Source organism: Nocardioides sp., assembly GCF_030655615.1.
Lineage (GTDB): Bacteria > Actinomycetota > Actinomycetes > Propionibacteriales > Nocardioidaceae > Nocardioides.
Map to the genome: position 1 here is coordinate 17,810 of NZ_JAURVJ010000204.1, position 20,709 is coordinate 38,518.

Annotated in this window: 22 protein-coding genes and 1 tRNA gene; 12 read left to right on the forward strand and 11 right to left on the reverse strand. The window is 73.7% G+C overall.

All coding sequences use genetic code 11. The annotated features are described in order from the left end of the window. Nucleotides 1-86: 86 nt before the first annotated feature. Nucleotides 87-1,793, reverse strand: a complete 1,707-nt coding sequence (locus tag Q7T52_RS17320) for a helicase HerA-like domain-containing protein (protein WP_304804678.1) — start codon at nt 1,791-1,793, stop codon at nt 87-89. A gap of 44 nt (nt 1,794-1,837) precedes the next feature. Between Q7T52_RS17320 and Q7T52_RS17325 the strand changes: the two genes are divergently transcribed. Beyond that, a complete protein-coding gene (locus Q7T52_RS17325) occupies nt 1,838-2,146 on the forward strand; it encodes a type II toxin-antitoxin system VapB family antitoxin (protein WP_304804680.1) in 309 nt (102 codons plus the stop codon). Further along, a complete protein-coding gene (locus tag Q7T52_RS17330) occupies nt 2,143-2,661 on the forward strand; it encodes a LytR C-terminal domain-containing protein (protein WP_304804681.1) in 519 nt (172 codons plus the stop codon). Before Q7T52_RS17325 ends, Q7T52_RS17330 begins: the two co-directional genes overlap by 4 nt. Before the next feature lie 96 nt (nt 2,662-2,757). Here Q7T52_RS17330 and Q7T52_RS17335 read toward each other — a convergent pair whose 3' ends face one another. Further along, nucleotides 2,758-4,251: a potassium/proton antiporter gene (locus Q7T52_RS17335; protein WP_304804682.1), complete on the reverse strand. Its 1,494-nt coding sequence runs from the start codon at nt 4,249-4,251 to the stop codon at nt 2,758-2,760. Nucleotides 4,252-4,390: 139 nt separating this feature from the next. Between Q7T52_RS17335 and Q7T52_RS17340 the strand changes: the two genes are divergently transcribed. Then, nucleotides 4,391-4,894 carry a hypothetical protein gene (locus Q7T52_RS17340; RefSeq protein ID WP_304804684.1) on the forward strand — a complete coding sequence of 168 codons (504 nt, stop codon included), beginning with the start codon at nt 4,391-4,393 and terminating at the stop codon, nt 4,892-4,894. A 6-nt stretch (nt 4,895-4,900) separates the two neighbouring features. On the opposite strand, the gene Q7T52_RS17345 is transcribed toward Q7T52_RS17340, so the two are convergent. Next, nucleotides 4,901-5,368, reverse strand: coding sequence for an NUDIX hydrolase (locus tag Q7T52_RS17345; protein WP_304804685.1), 468 nt, complete (start codon nt 5,366-5,368; stop codon nt 4,901-4,903). Between the two features lie 50 nt (nt 5,369-5,418). On the opposite strand from Q7T52_RS17345, the gene Q7T52_RS17350 reads away from it, so the two are divergent. From Q7T52_RS17350 to Q7T52_RS17370, 5 genes are all read left to right on the forward strand, one after another. Beyond that, nucleotides 5,419-6,903 (forward strand): FAD-binding protein, encoded by a 1,485-nt coding sequence (locus Q7T52_RS17350; RefSeq protein WP_304804687.1) that lies wholly within the window; start codon nt 5,419-5,421, stop codon nt 6,901-6,903. A 47-nt stretch (nt 6,904-6,950) separates the two neighbouring features. Then, the gene (locus Q7T52_RS17355; RefSeq protein ID WP_304804688.1) at nt 6,951-8,123 is read left to right on the forward strand and encodes an aminotransferase class I/II-fold pyridoxal phosphate-dependent enzyme; all 1,173 of its coding nucleotides are present in this window, start codon (nt 6,951-6,953) and stop codon (nt 8,121-8,123) included. Between the two features lie 72 nt (nt 8,124-8,195). Continuing rightward, a complete protein-coding gene (locus Q7T52_RS17360; protein WP_304804690.1) occupies nt 8,196-8,645 on the forward strand; it encodes a putative T7SS-secreted protein in 450 nt (149 codons plus the stop codon). A 10-nt stretch (nt 8,646-8,655) separates the two neighbouring features. After that, complete coding sequence (locus Q7T52_RS17365; protein ID WP_304804691.1) at nt 8,656-9,585, forward strand: hypothetical protein; 930 nt, start codon at nt 8,656-8,658, stop codon at nt 9,583-9,585. Further along, nucleotides 9,582-10,967: a hypothetical protein gene (locus Q7T52_RS17370; RefSeq protein WP_304804692.1), complete on the forward strand. Its 1,386-nt coding sequence runs from the start codon at nt 9,582-9,584 to the stop codon at nt 10,965-10,967. The genes Q7T52_RS17365 and Q7T52_RS17370 overlap by 4 nt, the downstream gene beginning before the upstream one ends. Nucleotides 10,968-11,090: 123 nt before the next feature. On the opposite strand, the gene Q7T52_RS17375 is transcribed toward Q7T52_RS17370, so the two are convergent. Beyond that, nucleotides 11,091-12,527 (reverse strand): VWA domain-containing protein, encoded by a 1,437-nt coding sequence (locus Q7T52_RS17375; protein WP_304804693.1) that lies wholly within the window; start codon nt 12,525-12,527, stop codon nt 11,091-11,093. Continuing rightward, a complete protein-coding gene (locus tag Q7T52_RS17380; RefSeq protein WP_304804695.1) occupies nt 12,524-13,399 on the reverse strand; it encodes a MoxR family ATPase in 876 nt (291 codons plus the stop codon). The genes Q7T52_RS17375 and Q7T52_RS17380 overlap by 4 nt, the downstream gene beginning before the upstream one ends. A gap of 131 nt (nt 13,400-13,530) precedes the next feature. Between Q7T52_RS17380 and Q7T52_RS17385 the strand changes: the two genes are divergently transcribed. After that, nucleotides 13,531-13,881, forward strand: a complete 351-nt coding sequence (locus tag Q7T52_RS17385) for a hypothetical protein (RefSeq protein WP_304804697.1) — start codon at nt 13,531-13,533, stop codon at nt 13,879-13,881. 141 nt (nt 13,882-14,022) lie between these two features. On the opposite strand, the gene Q7T52_RS17390 is transcribed toward Q7T52_RS17385, so the two are convergent. The 6 genes from Q7T52_RS17390 to Q7T52_RS17415 form a co-directional block, all read right to left on the reverse strand. Beyond that, nucleotides 14,023-15,402, reverse strand: coding sequence for a YncE family protein (locus Q7T52_RS17390; RefSeq protein WP_304804699.1), 1,380 nt, complete (start codon nt 15,400-15,402; stop codon nt 14,023-14,025). A 58-nt stretch (nt 15,403-15,460) separates the two neighbouring features. Beyond that, a complete protein-coding gene (locus Q7T52_RS17395; protein ID WP_304804700.1) occupies nt 15,461-16,039 on the reverse strand; it encodes a hypothetical protein in 579 nt (192 codons plus the stop codon). Nucleotides 16,040-16,115: 76 nt separating this feature from the next. After that, a tRNA-Ser gene (locus Q7T52_RS17400) sits at nt 16,116-16,203 on the reverse strand. A 63-nt stretch (nt 16,204-16,266) separates the two neighbouring features. Further along, the gene (locus Q7T52_RS17405) at nt 16,267-16,866 is read right to left on the reverse strand and encodes a TIGR03086 family metal-binding protein (RefSeq protein WP_304804702.1); all 600 of its coding nucleotides are present in this window, start codon (nt 16,864-16,866) and stop codon (nt 16,267-16,269) included. Between the two features lie 31 nt (nt 16,867-16,897). Then, a complete protein-coding gene (locus tag Q7T52_RS17410; RefSeq protein WP_304804704.1) occupies nt 16,898-17,329 on the reverse strand; it encodes a nucleoside deaminase in 432 nt (143 codons plus the stop codon). A 37-nt stretch (nt 17,330-17,366) separates the two neighbouring features. Further along, entirely contained in the window at nt 17,367-17,852 is a 486-nt protein-coding gene (locus Q7T52_RS17415) for a tRNA adenosine deaminase-associated protein (RefSeq protein WP_304804706.1), read from the reverse strand. Between the two features lie 69 nt (nt 17,853-17,921). Between Q7T52_RS17415 and upp the strand changes: the two genes are divergently transcribed. From upp to Q7T52_RS17430, 3 genes are read left to right on the forward strand one after another with little or no spacing between them, the layout of a single operon-like run. After that, entirely contained in the window at nt 17,922-18,563 is a 642-nt protein-coding gene (upp, locus tag Q7T52_RS17420; RefSeq protein ID WP_304804707.1) for a uracil phosphoribosyltransferase, read from the forward strand. 12 nt (nt 18,564-18,575) lie between these two features. Then, a complete protein-coding gene (locus tag Q7T52_RS17425) occupies nt 18,576-19,820 on the forward strand; it encodes a sensor histidine kinase (protein WP_304804708.1) in 1,245 nt (414 codons plus the stop codon). Continuing rightward, nucleotides 19,817-20,497, forward strand: a complete 681-nt coding sequence (locus Q7T52_RS17430; protein ID WP_304804710.1) for a response regulator transcription factor — start codon at nt 19,817-19,819, stop codon at nt 20,495-20,497. Before Q7T52_RS17425 ends, Q7T52_RS17430 begins: the two co-directional genes overlap by 4 nt. Nucleotides 20,498-20,709: the final 212 nt, after the last annotated feature.

Genomic DNA, 20,709 nt, shown 5'->3' on the forward strand with positions numbered 1-20,709 from the left:
CGACCAGACCACCCTCCCCCCGCAGCGAGGCCACGCCGTCACGCACGGCGTGGCCTCGGTGTCTGCTGAGACCGTCGTGCTGACGCTCAGCGCCGTCCGGTCTTGAACATCCCGCGTACGACCTCACGGGTCGCGGTGCGCATGAAGTCCTTGAACGCGCTGGACCTCACCACCTGCTCGACCATGCCGTCCTTCTCCTTCGCCTTCTTGGCCGCCGGCTTCCTGGCCGGCGCCTGTCCGCCCGTCTTGGCCTCCGCCTTGGCCTCGGCCTTGGCGGCAGCCTCCGCCTCGGCCTTCTTCGTGCCGGCCTCGAGGCGCGCCGCGAGCTTCTCCCGCGCGCTCTCGCGGTCGACGGCCTCGGCGTACTTGGCGTGACGCGGGCTGGCGGCCACGGTCGCGGCCATGGCCGCGGGGTCGCTCGGGCCCATCAGCGACTCGGGGGCCCGGAGCCGGGTCCACGCGACCGGGGTGGGCGCACCGCGCTCGTTCATCACGGTGACGACGGCCTCGCCGATGCCGAGGCTGGTGATGACGGCGCCGAGGTCGTCGTAGTCGCTGCCGGGATAGGTGTTGACCGTGGCCTTGAGGGCCTTGGCGTCGTTGGGCGTGTGGGCGCGCAGCTGGTGCTGGATCCGCGAGCCGAGCTGGGCCAGGACGTCGTCGGGCACGTCGGTGGGGCTCTGGGTGACGAAGAAGACGCCGACGCCCTTGGAACGGATGAGCCGCACGGTCTGGGCGATCTGGTCGAGGAACGACTTCGAGGCGTCGTTGAACAGCAGGTGGGCCTCGTCGAAGAAGAAGACGAGCTTGGGGCGGTCGACGTCACCGACCTCGGGCAGGTCGTGGAACAGGTCGGCCAGCAGCCACATGAGGAACGTCGAGAAGATCGCCGGCCGGTCCTGCAGGTTGGGCAGCTCGACCAGCGAGATGAGGCCCTTGCCGTCGGCCGAGACCTGCAGCAGGTCGGCCGACTCGAACTCGGGCTCGCCGAAGAACGCGTCGGCCCCCTGGTCCTGGAACGTGATGAGCTCGCGCAGGATCACGCCCGCGGTCGCCGACGACAGGCCGCCGAGCGCCTTGAGCTCGGGCTTGCCCTCGTCGCTGGTGAGGTGGCCGACGACCGCGCGGAGGTCGGCGAGGTCGAGCAGCGGCAGGCCGGCCTGGTCGGCGTAGTGGAAGACGAGGCCGAGGCTCGACTCCTGGGTGTCGTTGAGGCCGAGCACCTTGCTGAGCAGCACCGGGCCGAACGCCGACATGGTCACGCGCAGCGGGATGCCGGTGCCCTCGCCACCGAGGGCGTAGTACTCGACCGGGAAGCCGGTCGCGGTCCAGGCCTGGCCGACGGACGCGGCCCGGGCGGTGATCTTGTCACCGCCGGCGCCCGGCGTCGCGAGGCCGGACAGGTCGCCCTTGATGTCGGCGGCGAACACGGGGACGCCGGCCGCGCTGAGCTGCTCGGCGAGCAGCTGGAGGGTCTTGGTCTTGCCGGTGCCGGTCGCGCCCGCGACCAGGCCGTGCCGGTTGAGCATCGCGAGCGGGATGCGGACGTGGACCGGCGAGAGCGTGGTGGTGTCGACCATCAGCCCGCCGAGCTCGAGCGCCTGGCCCTCGAACGCGTAGCCCGCGGCGACGGCCGCCTCGAGGGGGGTCTGGGTGGGAGCGGGGGCCGCGTCCGGGACGGCGGGCGCCGGCTCCGGAGCGGGTGCGGCGGCGGGTACGGCGGCCGGGCCCGTCGGCGGGGCGGCGGGGGTGGACGGCTCGGGGGTCGTGGCCTCACCGGGGGTGCTCGTCATGCCAGGAGGATAGGGGGCGCCGCTGCGGCGTTTACACTCCCGAGGTGATCTTCAAGCGCGTCGGCGAGGGGCGTCCCTACCCCGCCCACGGCCTCACCTCCGCCGCCTGGGCGGCGCTGCCGCCGCGGCAGGTGCGCCTCGACGAGCTGGTGACCACCAAGGACACCCTGCAGCTGGCGGCGCTGCTCGACGAGGACTCCACGTTCTACGGCGACCTCTTCGCCCACGTCGTCGTCTGGCGCGACGAGCTCTACCTCGAGGACGGCCTCCACCGGGCCCTGCGCGCCGCGCTCCACCAGCGCAACGTGCTGCACGCCCGGGTCCACCGGCTGACCGAGGCGGGAGCGTCGTGAACGAGCGCGTGCTGGGCTACGTCCGGACGGCGGTGACGCTCGGCGTCCTCGCCCTGCTGCTGGCCTTCGCGGTGACGCGGGGGCTCGACGCCGTGTCGGAGCCGTTCCCCGAGAACGAGGACCCGCCGGTGTGCGTCGACTCCGCCGTGAGCAAGGGCGACGTGCTGCGCGTCGGCGGGATCACGGTGAGCGTGATCAACGCCGGCACCAAGAACGGCCTGGCCCGCCAGACCCTCGACGACCTCGAGGAGCAGGGCTTCGCCGGCGGCGAGCTCGCCAACCAGGCCGACCCCGACATCCTGTCGGCGCAGATCTGGTCGCCCGGGGGCCGCACGGCCGCCGTACGCCTGGTGGCGACCTACCTCGGCGGCCGCGTCAAGGTCGTCGACCGCCAGAGCAGCACGGCCGGCATCACCGTCGTCGTGGGCGACCGGTTCCCCGGTGTCCGCAAGGGCCGCTTCCAGGTCAAGGTGACCAAGGACGGCACCGTCTGCGGCCCCGCGTCCCTGGGTTGACCCTTCCGGGCACAGGCGCCCCGACCACAGCCGGAGGCGACCACCGGGCGCACGCCACGGCCGACTGTCCGCCGTGCCGGTCAGGGACACGTTCGATCAGTCGGGCAACCACTGGGCGAGGCGGCCCTTGGCGCTCACCTGGCGGAGCCGGTCCTCGGTCTTCTCCCGCAGCTTGCGGGGGGTGACGACGAGCAGGTCGTCGCCGTGGCGCAGGACCGTACGCCGTTCGGGGACGAGGGTCTCGCCGTCGCGGATGACCAGGGAGACCGAGGCACCCTTGGGGAGCCGCAGCTCGCCGACCTCGACGCCGTGGAGGCGGGAGACGGGGCTGATGGTGATCTGGAGCAGGTCGGCCTGGACGCGCTCGAGGGGCGCGGCCTCGAGGTCGAGGTCGCGCGGCTCCGAGCGCCGCGTCACCCGGAGGATCCGGGCCACGAGGGGCAGCGAGGGCGCGGTGATGAGCGTGTAGACGACGACCACGACGAAGACGATGTCGAAGAGCCGTTCGGCGTCGTCGACCCCCTCGCTGAGCGGGATCGTGGTCAGGACGATGGGGACGGCCCCGCGCAGCCCGGCCCAGGACAGGAACGACAGCTCACGCCAGGGCATGGGTTGGACGACGCTGCTGACGACGACCGAGATGGGGCGTGCGACGAAGGTCAGCAGCAGCCCGGCGAGCAGTGCGGTCCCGATGATCTCGAGGGAGATCCGCCCGGGTGAGAGCAGCAGCCCGAGCATGACGAACAGGCCGATCTGGGCCAGCCAGGCAATGCCCTCGGCGAACGACTTGGTGGTCTGGCGGTGCGGCAGCTCGGCGTTGCCGAGGACGAGGGCGGCGACGTAGATCGCGGCGAACCCGCTGCCGTGCAGGGCGACGGTGGCGCCGTAGGCGAGGAACGCGAGGCTGATGACGGCGAGCGGGTAGAGACCGGACGACGGCAGCGCCACCCGCCGCATCACCCAGGCCCCGCCGAAGCCGATGGCGAGGCCCATCACGACGCCGAGCACGAGCTCGAACACGATCGTGCCGAGCATCCCGAGGACGCCGCTCTCGGCGACCGCGCCGGTGGAGATGAGCGAGACCAGGACGACCGTGGGGGCGTCGTTGAGGCCCGACTCGGCCTCGAGCGAGCCGACCAGGCGCTGCGGCAGGGGGACGACGCGCAGCACCGAGAACACCGCCGCCGCGTCGGTCGGCGAGCAGACCGCGCCGAGCAGCACCGCGAGCTCCCACGGCAGGCCGAGCACGTAGTGGGCGCCGACCGCGACCACACCCACCGAGATGCCGACGCCGAGGGTGGCGAGCGACAGCCCGAGCCGCATCGACGGCTTGGCCTCGCGCCAGCTGGTGGTGAGTCCACCCTCGGTCAGGATGACCGCGAGGGCGGCGAACCCGAGGGCGTGCGCGACCTCGGCGTTCTCGAACTCGATGCCGACACCGGCCTCGCCGAGGGCGACGCCCATGAGCAGGTAGATCAGCAGGCTGGGGAGCCCGGCGCGGCTCGAGAGCCGCACGGCGAGGATCGCCGCCAGGGTGACCGCAGACCCCACCAGCACGAACAGGTCGAGCTGGTGGACGTCGAAGGACACTGTCACCTCTCGGATGGGGTGGCGGATCGAGAGTCTATCGGTCCGGACGGGTCGGCATCGACCTGCGGCGGTGGGCTGAGACGACGTCCGCGCCGCCGGGGTGAGACGTGACCACCGTCACCGCGCCTACGTTCGATCGATGAGGCTTCCCGTCCCGGACCCGCGCGAGCTCGCCGGCCTGCTGCCTCGCGCCGTGCGCCTCGTGAGCGAGGCCGAGCGTCTCCTCACCACGGTGCGAGGCCTGGTCGAGCGGATCGAGGGCACCCGGTCGGCGGCCGCCGACGTCGTCGCGCGCGCCGACGCGACCGCCGCGCGGGCCGACGCGCTCGTCGTCCTGGTGGAGCCGTCGGTCGTGCGGCTGCTGCCGGCGCTGGAGCGCCTGGCCGACACCGTGTCCCCCGTCGAGGTCGACGCCCTGCTGCGCCTCGTCCGCGCGGCGCCGGGCCTGGTCGAGCGCGTGCAGGACGACGTGCTGCCGGTGCTCGACACCCTCGCCTCGGTGTCGCCGGACCTGGGTGACCTGCTCGCGGCCTCCCGCGAGCTCAACGAGCTGCTCGGTGGGCTGCCGGGCATGGGTCGGGTCAAGAAGCGGGTCGAGGAGGCCCAGCAGGAGGCCCAGCAGGAGACTCGTCAGGTCGGCTGACGTCGCTCAGTGCGCCTGCCGCTGCCGGTGGGCGGCGACCGCGATCCGCACGACCTCGGTGGTCTCGCCGGGCTCGTCGTCGAGCGTGTCGATCGGCACCCACGCGGCACGGTCGGTGGACCCGCCGACCTCCAGGGTGCCGAGCTCGCCGCCGACGACCGTGGCGTCGTAGAGCACCCGGACCGCCTTGAAGGGCAGCGGCCGGTCGGGGCGGCCGTGCGGGTTGCTCCAGGTGTGCACGGTGATCGGGGCGCCGACGGCGACGTCGTAGCCGGTCTCCTCCTTGACCTCGCGGACGAGACCCTCGTCGGGTTGCTCCTCGAACTCGACGCCGCCGCCCGGGAGGCTCCAGCCGGGGGTGCCGACCCCCTCGCCGTTCCACCAGGCGAGGAGGATCCGGTCGCCGTCGGGGTGGTCGGTGTCGACGATGACGGCGTAGGACGCCAGGCGCATCTGGTACTCGGAGAAGTGCACGCCTGCACGTTAGGACGTGCCGGACTAGAACGTGTTCTAGAATCGCCGTCGTGAGCACCGACCCCGCCCGTGGTACCGCGATCCCCGAGACCGTCCCCGCCTCGTCCGTCCCGGCCGACGCACCGTCGTACGACGTGGTGGTGGTGGGGTTCGGCATCGCCGGCGGCTGCGCGGCGCTCGAGGCGGCGCGGGCCGGGGCGCGGGTGCTGCTGCTGGAGAAGGCCGCCGTCCACGGCGGCACGTCGGCGATGTCGGGCGGGCACTTCTACCTCGGCGCGGGCACCGCGGTCCAGCAGGCGACGGGCCACGACGACTCGGTCGAGGCGATGTACGACTACCTGGTCGCGGCGTCCAAGGAGCCCGAGCCCGACAAGATCCGGGCCTACTGCGAGGGCTCGGTGGCGCACTTCGACTGGCTCGAGGCGCTGGGCTTCGAGTTCGAGCGGTCCTACTACCCCGAGAAGGCGGTGATCCAGCCCGGCACCCAGGGGCTGATGTTCACCGGCAACGAGAAGGTGTGGCCGTTCAAGACCCTCGCCCAGCCGGCCCCGCGCGGGCACAAGGTCCCGGTCGCCGGCGACACCGAGGGCACCAGGATGGTGATGGACCTGCTCCGCCAGCGCGTCGAGGAGGCCGGGGTCGAGGTCCGCTACGAGACCGGTGCCACGCACCTCGTCGTCGGCGACGGGATAGCCGACGACGGCGACGTGCTCGGGCTGGCCTGGCGCTGCTTCGACGAGACCGGCTACGTCCTGGCGCCGGCGGTGGTGATCGCGGCCGGCGGGTTCGTGATGAACCCCGACATGGTCGCCGAGCACACCCAGGCGTTGGCCGAGAAGCCGTTCACGCTCGGGTCGACCTACGACGACGGGCTGGGCATCCGGCTGGGGGCCTCGGTGGGCGGCGAGCTCAAGCACATGGAGGAGCCGTTCATCACCGCGCCGTTCTACCCGCCGTCGAAGCTGATGTTCGGGTTCATCGTCAACAAGGCCGGCGAGCGGTTCTGCGGCGAGGACGGCTACCACTCGCGGACCTCGCAGTTCGTGATGGAGCAGGAGGACCACGCGGCCTACCTGGTCGTGGACAGCGAGCACGTGGAGTACCCCAAGTTCCCCCTCGTCCCACTCATCGACGGCTACGAGACGATCGAGGAGCTCGAGACCGCGCTGAAGCTGCCGGCCGGGTCGGTGCAGAAGTCGCTCGAGCGCTACAACGAGCTCGCCGAGGCCCAGGACGACGTCGACTTCCACAAGTCCGCTGACTGGCTCGCGCCGCAGGCCGTCGGGCCGTGGGCGGTCTTCGACCTCACCCTCGGCAAGGCGATCTACGCCGGGTTCACCCTCGGCGGGCTGCGGGTCAGTGTGGACGGCGAGGTCCAGCGCGCCGACGGGTCCGTCGTACCCGGCCTCTACGCCGCCGGCGCCTGCGCCTCCAACCTCGCCCAGGACGGCAAGGGCTACTGCTCCGGCACCCAGCTCGGCGAGGGGTCGTTCTTCGGGCGGCGGGCCGGGTTGCACGCTGCCGGGGTGCGCTGACGGTCGCGGTCCCGGCACGGTCCGGGTGACTGAGCAACAATCGCCACGTGAACCGCCTGCAGGCCGCCCAGCGTGCCAACGTGCCGCCGTTCCACGTGATGGACCTGCTGGCGGCGGGGGCGGAGCGGCAGCGGACGCACGGCGACCTGGTCAACCTGCTGGCCGGCCAGCCGAGCACCGGGGCGCCGAGGGCCGTCAACGACGAGGCGATCCGGCTGCTGCAGAGCGGCGACCCGCTCGGCTACACGCCCGCGACCGGCATCCGCGAGCTGCGGGAGGCGATCGCCGGGCACCACCGGCGGGCCTACGGCGTGGAGGTCGACCCCGACGAGGTGGTGGTGACGACGGGCAGCAGCGGTGGCTTCCTGCTGGCGTTCCTGGCGGCGTTCGAGGTCGGTGACCGGGTGGCGATCGCGCGGCCGGGCTACCCCTGCTACCGCAACGTGCTCGCCGCGCTCGGCTGCGAGGTCGTCGAGATCCCGACCGGCTCCGAGACGCGGTTCCAGCCGACCGTCGACCAGGTCGCCGCGATCCCCGACCTCCAGGGTCTGGTCGTGGCCTCGCCCGCCAACCCGACCGGCACCATGCTGCTGCCGAGCGAGCTCGCCGCCCTCGCCACCCACTGCGACGAGGCCGGGGTCCAGCTGATCAGCGACGAGATCTACCACGGGGTCGAGTACGCCGGGCCCGACGAGCGCCTCGCGCGCAGCGCCTGGGAGACGAGCCGCGAGGCGGTCGTGTTCTGCTCGTTCTCGAAGTACTTCTCGATGACGGGCTGGCGGATCGGCTGGATGCTCGTGCCCGACCGGCTGCGTCGCGCGGTCGACGTCCTGGCCGGCAACTTCACGATCTGCCCGCCGGTGCTGGCGCAGCGGGCCTGCCTGGCGGCGTTCTCGCCGTCGGCGTACGCCGAGCTCGACGGCCACGTCCGGCGCTACGCCGACAACCGGCGGCTGCTGCTCGACGGCCTCGCGCGTCTCGGCGTCTCCGGGCTCGCACCGGCCGACGGTGCGTTCTACGCCTACGCCGACGTCGGCCACCTCACCTCCGACTCGATGGCGTTCACCCGCGACGTGATGGCCCGGACCGGGGTCGGGATTGCCCCCGGCGTCGACTTCGACACCGTCGACGGCGGGCGGTTCGTGCGGTTCTCCTTCGCCGGCCCGGGCGCCGACATCGAGACGGCCCTGGAGCGCCTGGCCCCGGTCCTGGCCGGGTGAGGCTGGCAGGCTGGGGTTTCGCGCCGTCCCGATCGGGGCAGGCGGGCCATGACCTGAGGTGGGAGGACTGACATGTACGGCGACACCGAGGTCCTGCGGCGCCGCGTCGACCAGCTCCGCGAGCAGGCCGTCGACGTCCGGGGCCTCGCCGACCAGCTCGTCGCGCGGACCGAGTCGACCGGGTGGGCCGGTCGCGCGGCCGACTCGATGCGGGTGCGGGTGACCGAGCGCGCCACCCACCTGCGCGGCGCCGCCGCCCAGCACGAGACCGCGGCCGACGCGCTGGAGAAGCACGTCCACGAGGTCGAGTCGCTCCAGGAGTCGATCGCCGACGCCGAGCGCCAGGCCACCGACCTGGTCGCCGAGGCCCGGACCCGGATGGCCGACGTCGACCGCCGCAACGCCGACGCGGGCGCCGGTGTGCGCGTCGAGCCCGACCCCGACGACGTCACGCTCTGCGCGTTCGAGCCGCCCCCGAGCGGGCACCGCGACTGGCTGACCGTCGAGCTGCCCGGACTGTGAGGACCACCCCGTGACCACGATCGACCTGAGCCGACCGACGCCGAAGCCGACCTCGCTGCTCGACGCCCTCCCCCGGCGCGTGGCGCTGACCCTGCCCGAGCTCGAGCTCGTCGCCGCTCGCGCCGGCGGGGCACCGCTGCCCTTCGACGTGACCGCGCCGGGCGAGGCACCCGCGCTCGAGAGCCGTCTCGGGACGAGCCGCGGCACCACCGAGGACCAGGCCTACCTCGCGGCCGTCGCCTCCCTCCACGACCCCGCCGAGACCCTCGCGCGCCGTGGGCTGCTCGTGGGCGACAGCATCGACGACGGCCTGGCCGGGGCGGTCGGCCTGCTGGCCACCCCGACGTACGCCGTCGAGGTCGACGTCGTCGTCGAGGGCGTCCAGGTCAAGGCGTGGCACCGCGCCAGCGGCGACGCGGTCGCGACCCTGGCCACCAGCGACGGGATCGTCTTCGAGCTCGCGTGGTTCCCCACGTCGGCCTGGCCGGCCGAGCTGGCGCGGATCGGCGTGCTGCCCGAGGAGCTGGCCCCGCGCGAGTCGATGGTGCCCGACTTCCTCGACCTCCCCTACGAGCTCGCCGACGCCGCCGTCGAGGCCGCGGAGGGCGGGCGCTCCGACCTGCTCGCGGTGCTGACCGCGCAGCACGACGGCGCCGTGCGCGACCGCGACGGGCGACCGGTCCCGGCCGCCGAGGTCCCCGGGCTGCTGCAGGCGCTCGGCGCCGAGGCCCAGGGACGGCTGCGGGTGCTCGTCGCCGACGTGTCCCGCGCACAGACCACGGTCGTCGGCGTCCGGTCGTGGGTGCTGCTGGCCGACGGCTGGCGCACCCTGCGCCCCCACCACCTCGACGACGGCACCACCCGCGTCGAGCTGCGCGCCATCGAGGCGGGCGACCTCGCCGCCGACTTGGCGCCGGTGCTCGCGGAGGTGGCCTCGTGACCACCGGCCCGACCAGCCCCGCCGACCCCACCGACCCGACGAGCCAGGAGTCGGTCGTCGCCGCCGCGGCGGCCGAGGAGCGGCGTACGCCCCTCAGCGACTCGGAGGCCGCCGACCTGGCCGACCGCTACGACCGGATGATGCGGCTCGCAGCGCTCTTCGACGACTCGGGCGCGCAGATGCGCGAGCGGGCCGCGCTGGGGGCCGACGTCGTCTCCGACCCGGCGTTCACCGAGTCGGAGCCGCTGTCGCCGGCGACCTGGGCCCAGGCCGAGGAGGACGTCCGCGCGGCGACCACGGGCAAGAACGGCCTGCTCACGCGGTCGATCGAGCTCGACGCCGACGCGCTCGTGCTCCGCGCCACGGTGCTCACCTACCGCTGGATCGACGAGCTGCAGTCGGCGGCCTACAAGACCCTCGGCTCCATCGCGGGCCGCGCGATCGGCTACCTCGCGCCCGAGGTGGCGCTCGGCGGCGCGATCGTGTCGGCCGGGCTGATCGAGACCGACGCGCTCGACCGCGACGGCGTCGCGGCCTACCTCGACGAGCTGGCCGGCTCCAACCCCGAGCTCATGGACCACGTCACCAGCGGGGGCGGCGGGCTCCTCGACGGCCTCCGGATGCGCTCGCTGCTGACCGCGGGCGTGCTGTCCGGCGACCACGGCCGGCTCGCCGGCCAGGGCGGACTGCGGGCCATCGGCGTCGCGCCGTTCAGCACCCGCTACGACGCCGCTCTGCGTGACGTCGCCGGCGGCCTCGTCGAGGCCGCGCAGGCCCACGCCGAGGTGATCTCCGACGGCGCCGACCCGACCCGGCCGCGCAACCTCACCGACCTGCTGACCGCACTCGCCGCGACCGAGTCGAGCGTCGTCGTACGCCGCGTCGGCGAGAGCCGCTACGTCGCCTACCTGCCCGGTCCCGACGGCGGCTCCGGTCGCCGGCTGCGGCTCGTCGGCGGCGACCAGTCCTCCTACGCCGCCCATGTCGTGCGCAGCATCGAGCGCGCCGTCGCGGGCGACGAGGCCGCCCGGGTCATGCTCGTCGGCTCCGCCCAGGGCGGGGTCGCGGCGGCCGAGGTGGCCGCCGGCGCGACGTCGTCGAGGTTCGTCGTCGACCAGGTCGTGACCGCGGGCGCCCCGTCGGCGCACGTGCCGCGCATCCCCGACCCCACGCGGGTCCTCTCGCTCGAGGACCGTGCCGACCCGATCGCCCTCCTCGGCTCCCTCATCGGCTCCGGCGGCGCCGGCAACCGGGTCACGGTCGTCTACGACGGCGGTCGCGACGGCTACGTCGAGGGCGGCCGCGCCGCCGACGGCGCCACGCACCCCGCGCTGGTGCAGGAGATCGACCGGCTCGTCGAGCTGGGCTACCTCGCGGGCTGACCCCGGCGCAGTGCGGCTGCGCGACCGGGCGAGCCGTCGGGCGGTGAGCCAGCCACCGTTCCCGCCCCTCGAACCACGACATTCGGTGGCTCACGCACCGCCACCCGACAGGCTGCGACCGACTCAGCGCGCGAGGTCGTGCACGAACTCCCCGAGCTGGGTCAGGTTGCGGCACTCGACCATCGGCACGATGTCGCCGTACGTCGCCGCGGCGGAGTCGCCGGTGCCCCAGTGGCGTCGGTGCTCGGGGTTGAGCCACCAGGCGTGACGGGCGGTCCCGGCCAGCTCCTGGAGGATCTGCTCGTTGAGGTCGCTGTAGTTGGACCGCGCGTCGCCGAGGATCAGCAGCGACGTCTTGGGGCCGACGGCGTCGGGGTGCTCCTCGACGAACTTCGCGAGCGCGCGCCCGTAGTTGGTGCGCCCCCAGAGCGCGGCGTGCGCGGTCGACGCGGCGAGGTCGGCCATCACGTCGACGACGTCGGCGCCGGGCGTGAAGTGGTGGGTGACCTCGTGGACGTGGTCGATGAAGGTGAACGCGCGGACCTTCTGGAACTGGTCGCGCAGGGCGAAGACGAGCAGCAGCGTGAACTGCGCGAAGTTGGCGACCGAGCCGCTCACGTCGCAGAGGACGACCAGCTCGGTGCGGTGCGGGCGCTTCGGCCGGTGGTAGGTCGCGAGGGGCACGCCTCCGGTGGACATCGACGCCCGGACCGTGCGGCGGAAGTCGAGCGGGCCACGCCGCTTGGCGTGGTGCTCCTTGGTCAGCCGGGTCGCGAGGCGCCGGGCGAGCGGATAGATCTCGCGGCGCATCTGCTCCAGGTCGGAGCGACGCGCGGCGGTGAAGTCGAGCCGGTCGATGCTCGGGCGGAGCGCGACGTTGGCGACGTGGTCGGCGCCCTTCTCCTCGGCGATCCGGCGGCGCGCGTCGGCCTCGACCCGCGCCGTGAACGACCCGATGCGGCGGCCGGCGCCGCGCTCGGCCTCCTCCTGCGTGAGCCCGCCGCCCAGCAGGGCAGCGACGATCCGGTCGACGAGGTCGCCGGGCGCCACCCGCTGCATCGCGGTGTACGCCGACCACGACGACAGCCCGGGCCCGCGTCCGGGCATGGCGCCGAAGCGGCCGACCATCTCGGCTGCGAGGTCCTGCAGTCGTTGCTGGCTGCCGGGCTCGTCGCCGGCCTCCAGCGCCTCGGCCAGCTCCTGGCGGAACGCCTCGAGCGCGGCCGCGTTGTCCCGGACGGGTGACGCGTCGGGATCGGCGGCCTCGGCCTCCGCCCGCTCCAGCCCCGCCACGCCGCCACCCACGAGCCGCGGGAAGTAGAGGTCGAAGAGGGCCTCGAACGTCGCCCGCTGCGACTGGCGCTTGACCAGCGTGGCGGCGTACCCCTCCTTGACGTGGGCGCGGTCGGTCCAGTCGAGGGCGGTGAGCGCGGCGACGGCGTCGAGGTCCTCGGCGAGCGACACGGGCAGGCCGGCCCCGCGCAGCGCCTCGAGGAAGGCGATGTGCCGGTCCACCAGCCCGCTGCGGCCGGGGACGTCGACGGCGTCGCTCTCGGTCATCGGGAGAGCTTCAGCTCCTTGACCGCGCGGTCGTGGTCGGAGCGGTGCTTGAGGATGACACCGAGGGTGTCGGCGATCGCCTTGTCGTCGAGGTCGCCGATCTCGAGGGCGATCAGCGTGCGCGCCCAGTCAACCGACTCGGCGATCGAGGGCGCCTTCTTGAGCTCGAGCTCACGCAGCCGCGAGATGGTGTCGACGAGCTGGCGGGTCACCTTGTCGTCGAGGCCCGGGACCTGGGAGGCGACGATCTCGCGCTCGCGCTCGGCGTCGGGGTAGTCGAGGTGGAGGTAGAGGCAGCGCCGCTTGACGGCCTCGGACAGCTCGCGGCTGGCGTTGCTGGTCAGCACGACGAAGGGGCGGCGGGTCGAGGTGATGGTGCCGAGCTCGGGGATCGTCACCTGGAAGTCGGAGAGCACCTCGAGCAGCAGGCCCTCGACCTCGATGTCGGTCTTGTCGACCTCGTCGATGAGCAGGACCGTCGGCGTCTCGCGGCGGATCGCGGTCAGCAGCGGGCGGGTGAGGAGGAACTCCTCGGTGAAGATGTCGTCGTGGGTCTCGTCCCACGTCTCGTCGCTGTCGTGCGAGGCCTGGATGCGCAGCAGCTGCTTCTTGTAGTTCCACTCGTAGAGCGCGCGCGCCTCGTCGAGCCCCTCGTAGCACTGCAGTCGCACCAGGTCGGCGCCCGTGGCCCGCGCGACGGCCTTGGCGAGCTCGGTCTTGCCGACACCGGCCGGGCCCTCGACGAGGAGCGGCTTCTCGAGGGCGCCGGCGAGGTAGGACGTCGTGCTGGTCGCCGGGTCGGCCAGGTAGCCCACCTCGTGGAGCCGGTTGGATGCGTCGGCGGGCGAGGCGAACCAGGTCATGCCCGCCATCCTCGCACCGCGCTGGTCCAGCCCAGCCGGTGTCCTGCGTCACGTGCCGTGACCTCGGCCGCGCGGCCTCGTTGAGCAGGCATCTCGGTGCACCACCCGCTCACCCCCCCACGATCCACGGAGCCACCGTCATGCCCCCCACCCCGAGTCCCGCGCTGCGCCGCGCCGTCGGCGCGACCAAGCTGGCCGTCGCCACCGCGGTCGCGCTCGTCGCCGTCGGTCCGCTGCTGACCCCGTCTCCCGTCGTCGCCGACCGGGCCCAGGGGCCGACCGGGTCGCCGCTGAGCGCGCCGACCGAGCTCGACTCCCTCATGACCCGGCTCGACTGCTCCTCGACCGGCTTCGGTCCCGGCGTGCTCCCGGGCTCCGCCCTCGTCGAGCGTGACGCCCGTGTCCAGCACGTCAGCTTCGACGACGGCTGGGCCGTCCACACCGGTACGGCGGAGGGCGAGCTGCTCGCCGTCTGCCGGACCGACCTCTAGCCACCCGCAGAGCGGCCGGCGCATGGGGTGTCGGCCGCTCCGGTTCCCGGGTCCGACGAGGGCCGGCCGACGCATGGGGTGCCGGCCGGCCCTCGACCCGTGTCGGGCTGGTCGGACGACCGGACCGACCTGGGGCGTGTCCTAGCCGGCCGGGCGCTCCCAGGCCGTCGCCGCCGACGTACGCCGGGGTGCGGACGAGGGGTGGAAGCCGATGCCGGCGAGGAAGTCCTTGCGGACGAACCCGTTGCGGATGCGCTGCGGGTGGTCGCCGACGCGGACCGTCGATCGGATCCGGGCGGTCCGGTAGGAGATCCGCGAGACCGTGTCGGACCCGGACCACGAGATGTAGCAGAAGCGGCCGTCGGCGCTCGGGGTCACCCAGTAGGGCTTGAGCCCGCCGCGGATCAGCCGGGTGTGCTTCCAGGTACGGGTGTCGACCAGCGTCGCGTAGTCGCTCATCGTGCCGGCGACGCAGATGCGCGACCCGGTCGGGTTGGCGGCGATGCCGTGGTGGGCTGAGTCGAGGAGGTAGGCCGGGCGGGGCGTGTCGGGGACCAGGTTGGGCAGCCGTACGACGCGCGTGATCTTGCCCGAGCGGCGGTCGAGCTCGACGAAGCCGTGGAAGAACGAGAGCTGGAAGTAGAACTTCTTCTCGTCCGGCGACAGCGTCATCGGCCGGACCGAGATGCTGACGTCCTTCAGGCCGCGCGCGTCCAGGGCCTTGCGCAGGTTGTAGCGGCGCTCGATCTCGAGGGTCCTGGCGTTGACGATCTGCAGCACCCGGTCGCCCTCGAGCGGGTCGGGGATGGCGGGCTCGTCGAGCGGGCTGTAGACGGTGCCGATGCTCGCGTGCAGGATCCGCCTGCCGCCGTCGATGAAGGTCGACTCGTGCGGCGAGCCGCCGGAGGCGAACCGGCCGACCTCCTTGCCGTCGGCGATCCGCAGCACGTGGACGACGTTGCCGGTCGAGGCGCTGACGACGACCCGCTTGCCGTCGGGCGAGACGGCCATGTGGTCGGAGCGGACGCCGGCGACCTGGAAGCGCCAGACGATCTTCTTGGAGCGCAGGCTGATCGCGACCACGTCGGCGAACGACGGCCGCGAGATGACGACGAGCCGGACGTCGTTGGAGGAGTACATGTCGTCGACGAACTGGTCGTTGCCCTCGCCGATCAGCGCGCGGATCGCCAGGAAGTAGGCCAGCCGGTAGGGGTTGGTGGCGATCTCCTGCATCCGCTCGGCGTAGTCGGGGACCACGTCGATGACGCCGAGCTTCTTGAAGCTCCGGGGCCCGACCAGGGTGGCGGTCCCCTCCCAGTTGTTGCCGACGAAGACCACGGGCCGGGTGGCCCGCGACGCCCCGACCGGCTTGCGCTTCTGCTGCGCCCGCTCGGCCGGAGGGTCCACGGCGGCGGCCGGAGCCCGCTCGCTGTCGGCCTCCGCGACCGGGGACGTCAGCGCCCCCGAGGCGGCGAGTGCTCCCGCGACGATCGCGCCGACGACGCGCATCCTGGACCCCATGGACACCACTCCTCCGTGACGGAGGTCATCTTAGGGCGCTTCGCCGGAAGGGCGGGGCTTACTCGGGAGGTGACGCGGCGCCGGCACACCGGGCCTGGGCCTCGCTCAGCGCAGTGACCGCGGGGGTGTCGAACCGCCCGGTGAGGGTGTCGACGAGGGCCTGGTCGACCTCGTCGTCGGTGAGCGCCTCGCGCAGGCAGTCGGCATAGACGTCGGCCGCGACCTTGCCCTTGCTCTGTGCGACCAGGGCGCGGCTGGACACCTCGACGAAGTCGGTGCAGTCACCCTGGGCCGCGACCCACGCCTCGGCGGTCGCGACGTCCAGCGCCGGCACCGCGGGCGCCACGGCGCCGTCGTCCTGGACGATGCCGGCGGCCGCGAGCGCGTCACCGTCGAGGCGCTGCAGGAGCGCGTCCGCGAAGCACTCGCCCTCCGCCACCTGCTCCGGCGTCGGGTGGTCGCCGACGTAGAGCGCGGCCACGCCCCGGCGTACGGCGTCGGCCACCGGAGCGGCCTGCTCGTCGTCCTGGGTCGTCGCCGTCGACGTCGGGGTCGCCGCGGGCTCCGGCGATTCGCCGGCGTCGCACGCCGTCAGGGCGAGCGTCAGCAGGAGGGCCGGGGCGGTACGGCGGAGCACGGGCTCACCCTGCCACGGAGGCGGACGCAGGAACGGCCCCCGCCCTGGCGATGTCGCAGGTCGGGGGCCGTTCGCATGGCGGTGGCGGTGGGATTTGAACCCACGGTGGGTTGCCCCACACATCATTTCGAGTGATGCACCTTCGGCCGCTCGGACACGCCACCGCGGGAGAGATTACCGGAGCGTCCCGGGCTGGCCGAATCGGGTTGTCCGGCCCCCGCAACGGGTCAGTCGGCGGCCGGCCAGTCCGGCCGGCGTCCGGCGGCGGCGACGAGACGGTCGACCTCGGAGGCGTCCGGTGCCGGCGCGACCGGCGGGCCGAAGAGCCCCGGACCGTCGTCGCCCGCGGGCCCGTCGGCGGGCGGCTCGAACGACGCCACGAACGACTGGCAGACGGCCACCGCGGCCGGGTCTCCGTCGTAGGGACGACCGAGCGACACGGCCAGGTCCCAGGCGTGCACGACGACCTCGTTGAGGGCGACCATCGCCGCGACCTCGGCCGGCAGCTCCACGGGACCGGCCTGCGTCATGCCGTCGTACGCCGCGGGGTCGGCCCAGGCCTCGGCCAGCCCGGCGAGCCCGGTGGCGATCCGGTCGCGGAACTCCGGCTCGAGCCGCGAGCCGTCGCCGCTCGGGTCGCCGCCGTCGCCGAGCGGGGTCTTGGTGGCCGCGGCCGTGAAGGCGAGGGTGAGGCCGCCGACGTGGTCGACGAGGTCGGCGACGGTGTAGGCCGGGCAGGGTGTCGCGCGGGTCAGGTCGTCGTCGCCGACGGACCGCACCAGCTCGGCCAGGGCACGCGTGGACGGGGTGAAGTCGAGGGTCGTCATGCGAGGTGCCGACCGGGCCTGCCGGCCGGAGTCATCGGTGGTCGCGGAAGAAGTCTCCGAGCAGGGCCCGGGACTCGGCCGCCATCACGCCGGAGACCACCTCGGGCCGGTGGTTGAGCCGCCGGTCGCGCACGACGTCCCACAGCGACCCGACGGCGCCCGCCTTCTCGTCGTGGGCGCCGAAGACGACCCGGTCGACCCGGGCGAGCACGGCAGCACCGGCGCACATGGTGCAGGGCTCGAGCGTCACGACGAGCGTGCAGCCGTCGAGGCGCCACTCGCCCCGGGTGCGGGCCGCCTCGCGGAGCGCGACGACCTCGGCGTGCCCGGTCGGGTCGTGCTCGGCCTCGCGGACGTTGCGGCCCCAGCCGAGCACGCCACCTGCGGCGTCGACGACGACCGCGCCGATCGGCACGTCGTCGGTGGCGAGGGCGGCCCGGGCCTCGGCGAGGGCGGCGAGCATCGGCTCGTGCCAGCGGCGGTCGGGGGCGGCCCGGAAGTCACGCAGTGGTCAGACCCACGGCGTCGTCGAACAGCTCGCCGAAGCCGACCAGCCGGGCGATGTCGGAGAGCAGCTCCTCGGGGTAGAGGTCGGGGTCGTCGAGGAGCAGCCCCATCTCGATCGCCGGCAGCCCGAGGTCGCCGAGGAGGTCGAGGTCGCCCGCGGGCACCTGGTCGTCGTCGTCCTCCGGGTAGGGCAGGCGCAGGAAGTCGACCGCCGACCCGGCGAGCTCCCACTCGTCGACGGCGCCGATGTCGGAGAGCAGGACCCGGGTGTGACCACCGGCCACCCGCACGATGAGGAAGTAGTCGTCGTCGAGACCGACGAGGGCGAGCGCTCCCGCGTCGCCGGAGAAGCGGCGCAGCGCGTGCGCGAGCGAGTCGACGTCGGCCTCGAGGTCGTGCGCGAGCTCCTGCACCACCCAGGACCCGTCGTCACGGTAGGCGGCCACAGCGAAGTCGACGGCGTCGAGCGTCTCGGCCATGCAGCCAGAGTGGCACGCTCACCCCAAGCACGGTCAACCCCTGGGGCGCGCGACTACTAGGGTTCGCCCATGCGCACCCACGTCGTCGACCACCCGCTGGTGGCCCACAAGCTCACCGTGCTCCGCGACCAGCGCACCGACTCCCCCACGTTCCGCCAGCTGGCCGACGAGCTGGTGACGCTGCTCGCCTACGAGGCGACCCGCGAGGTGCGGGTCGAGCCCGACGACATCGTCACCCCGGTGGCCCCGATGACGGGCACCAAGCTGGCCAGCCCCAAGCCGCTCGTCGTCCCGATCCTGCGTGCCGGACTCGGCATGCTCGACGGCATGATGCGGCTGCTGCCGACGGCCGAGGTGGGCTTCCTGGGCATGGTCCGCAACGAGGAGACGCTCGAGGCGTCGACGTACGCCGAGCGGCTGCCCGACGACCTCTCCGGCCGCCAGTGCTACGTCCTCGACCCGATGCTCGCGACCGGCGGCACCCTCGCCGCCGCGATCCGCTTCCTCACCGACCGCGGCGCCGACCACATCACGTGCGTCTGCCTGCTCGCGGCCCCCGAGGGCTGCGCCAACCTCGAGCGCGAGCTCGAGGGCCTCGACGTCCCGGTCACGGTCGTCACGGCCGCCATGGACGAGCGCCTCAACGAGAAGGGCTACATCGTGCCCGGGCTCGGCGACGCCGGCGACCGGCTCTACGGCGTGGCCAACTGACACCCGACTGACGTGCGCCTGCTGCCCGACCGCACCTGGGCCCGGCCCGGGCCGACCGCCGAGCAACGCCGTCACGACGTCGTGCTCGGCCTCGTCGCGGCCGTCGTGTTCGTCGCCTCGGCCGAGCTGCTCCACAGCGCCTACGGCTTCGACCGGGGGATCGCCGACGTCGAGGCCTTCGTGCTCCTGGGCGTCGCCGGCCTGGTCCTGGCCGGGCGCCGCCGGTTCCCGCTGACGACGATGCTCGTCCAGTCGGGCCTGTTCATCCTGGTCGGCGAGCGCCTGGCCGAGTACGGCGCCGCCTTCACCGTCCAGATGGCGATGTTCGCCGTCGTCTACGCCGCGTGGGCCTGGTCGGACCGGCCGCGCGCGCTGCTCGCGAGCACCCTCGTCGTGCTCGTCGCGATGTTCGGTTGGCTCGTGGTCGCCCTGCTCGAGGACGGCGTGCTGCCGCCGGGCCGCGTCGGGCTGGTCGACGCCGGCGTCGCGGCGTTCGCCTACTCCCTGGCCATCAACATCGTCTACTTCGGCGGCGCCATCGCGTGGGGGCAGGCCGCGTGGAGCAGCGCCCGTCGGCGGGTCCTGCTCGAGGCGCAGCAGGAGCGCGAGCGCGCGGCGCGGAGCCTCGAGCAGGAGCGCGCCGTCCACGACGAGCGGGTCCGGATCGCGCGCGACCTCCACGACGTCGTCGCCCACCACATCAGCGGGATCGGCGTCCAGGCCGCCGGCGCCGGCCGCGTCCTCGAGCGCGACCCCGGCGCCGCCCGCGAGGCCCTGTCCACCATCGAGTCCTCGTCGCGACGCGCGGTCGCCCAGATGCACCAGCTCGTCGGACTGCTCCGCGCCTCGGGCGAGGACCTCGGGCGCACTCCGCAGCCCGGCCTGGCCGACGTCGCCACCCTGGCCGGCGGCGTACGTCCGGAGGTCGAGCACCGCGTGGTCGGCGAGCCGTTCGCGGTGCCCGAGACGGTGGGCCTCTCGCTGTTCCGGGTCGCCCAGGAGGCGGTCACCAACGCCCGCAGGCACGCCCACGCGCGGCACGCCTCGGTGGTCGTGCGCTACGTCGACGAGCCCCACGCCGTCGAGGTCGAGGTCCTGGACGACGGGCGCTCCGAGTCGGCGCACCAGGGCAGCGGTGGCTACGGGCTGCGCGGCATCCGCGAGCGCGCCGCCCTCCACGACGGCGAGGCCGAGATCGGGCCGCGCCCGCAGGGTGGCGGCTGGCGCGTGCGGGTCAGGGTCCCGGTGGACGCGTGACCGCTCCTCCGACGGACCCCGCCCGCGTCCGCGTCGTCATCGCCGACGACCAGGAGCTGATCCGCGCCGGCTTCCGGATGATCCTGTCCGTCGAGCCCGACCTCGAGGTCGTGGGCGAGGCCGCCGACGGCGCCGAGGCCGTCCGGGTCGTCGCCGACCTGCGACCCGACGTGGTCCTGATGGACGTGCAGATGCCGGGCACCGACGGCATCGCGGCCACCGAGGCGATCGCGGCCGCCCACGACGACGTCGCGGTCCTGATCCTCACGACGTTCGACGACGACGACTACCTGTTCTCGGCGCTGCGGGCCGGTGCCGCCGGGTTCCTGCTCAAGAACTGCCCGCCAGACGACCTGGTCGCCGCCATCCGGCAGGCCGCCCAGGGCCACGCCCTCCTGGCCCCCGAGGTCACCCGCCGCGTCATCGCGCGCTCCACCGCCGGCCGAACCCCTCCCACCCCCGACCCACGCATCGCCGACCTCACCGACCGCGAGCGCGACGTCCTCGTCGCGATGGCCCGCGGTCTCAGCAACGCCGAGATCGCCGACGAGCTCGTCGTCGGCGCGGCGACGGTCAAGTCCCACGTCTCGCACGTCCTCACCAAGCTCGGCGTCCGCGACCGCGTGCAGGCCGTGATCACGGCGTACGAGTCGGGGCTGATGGACACCTCCGGCTGACGGTCGGGCCGTCGGTGGGGACGGTCCGGCGGCGGGTGGCGGATTCCCCGGCCGGCCGGGGATTCCGACCGTTGTCAGGGGTTGCAACCCCTGACAAGGGTCGGAGTCCCCGGCTGTCAGGGAGAACTGCCCGCACCCCCCTCCCCCACGCGGCGGAGGGGAGGTTCATCCCTGCGGCCGGTGCGTCCCCCGGCCGGCCTCCGTAGCGTCAC

Coding starts and splice junctions, on each gene's coding strand:
- Q7T52_RS17390 (WP_304804699.1), bottom strand. CDS start 15,402: ATGGGGTCCAGGATGCGCGTCGTCGGCGCGATCGTCGCGGGAGCACTC.
- Q7T52_RS17385 (WP_304804697.1), top strand. CDS start 13,531: ATGCCCCCCACCCCGAGTCCCGCGCTGCGCCGCGCCGTCGGCGCGACC.
- Q7T52_RS17380 (WP_304804695.1), bottom strand. CDS start 13,399: ATGGCGGGCATGACCTGGTTCGCCTCGCCCGCCGACGCATCCAACCGG.
- Q7T52_RS17360 (WP_304804690.1), top strand. CDS start 8,196: ATGTACGGCGACACCGAGGTCCTGCGGCGCCGCGTCGACCAGCTCCGC.
- Q7T52_RS17410 (WP_304804704.1), bottom strand. CDS start 17,329: ATGCTCGCCGCCCTCGCCGAGGCCCGGGCCGCCCTCGCCACCGACGAC.
- Q7T52_RS17320 (WP_304804678.1), bottom strand. CDS start 1,793: ATGACGAGCACCCCCGGTGAGGCCACGACCCCCGAGCCGTCCACCCCC.
- upp (WP_304804707.1), top strand. CDS start 17,922: ATGCGCACCCACGTCGTCGACCACCCGCTGGTGGCCCACAAGCTCACC.
- Q7T52_RS17405 (WP_304804702.1), bottom strand. CDS start 16,866: ATGACGACCCTCGACTTCACCCCGTCCACGCGTGCCCTGGCCGAGCTG.
- Q7T52_RS17375 (WP_304804693.1), bottom strand. CDS start 12,527: ATGACCGAGAGCGACGCCGTCGACGTCCCCGGCCGCAGCGGGCTGGTG.
- Q7T52_RS17340 (WP_304804684.1), top strand. CDS start 4,391: ATGAGGCTTCCCGTCCCGGACCCGCGCGAGCTCGCCGGCCTGCTGCCT.
- Q7T52_RS17415 (WP_304804706.1), bottom strand. CDS start 17,852: ATGGCCGAGACGCTCGACGCCGTCGACTTCGCTGTGGCCGCCTACCGT.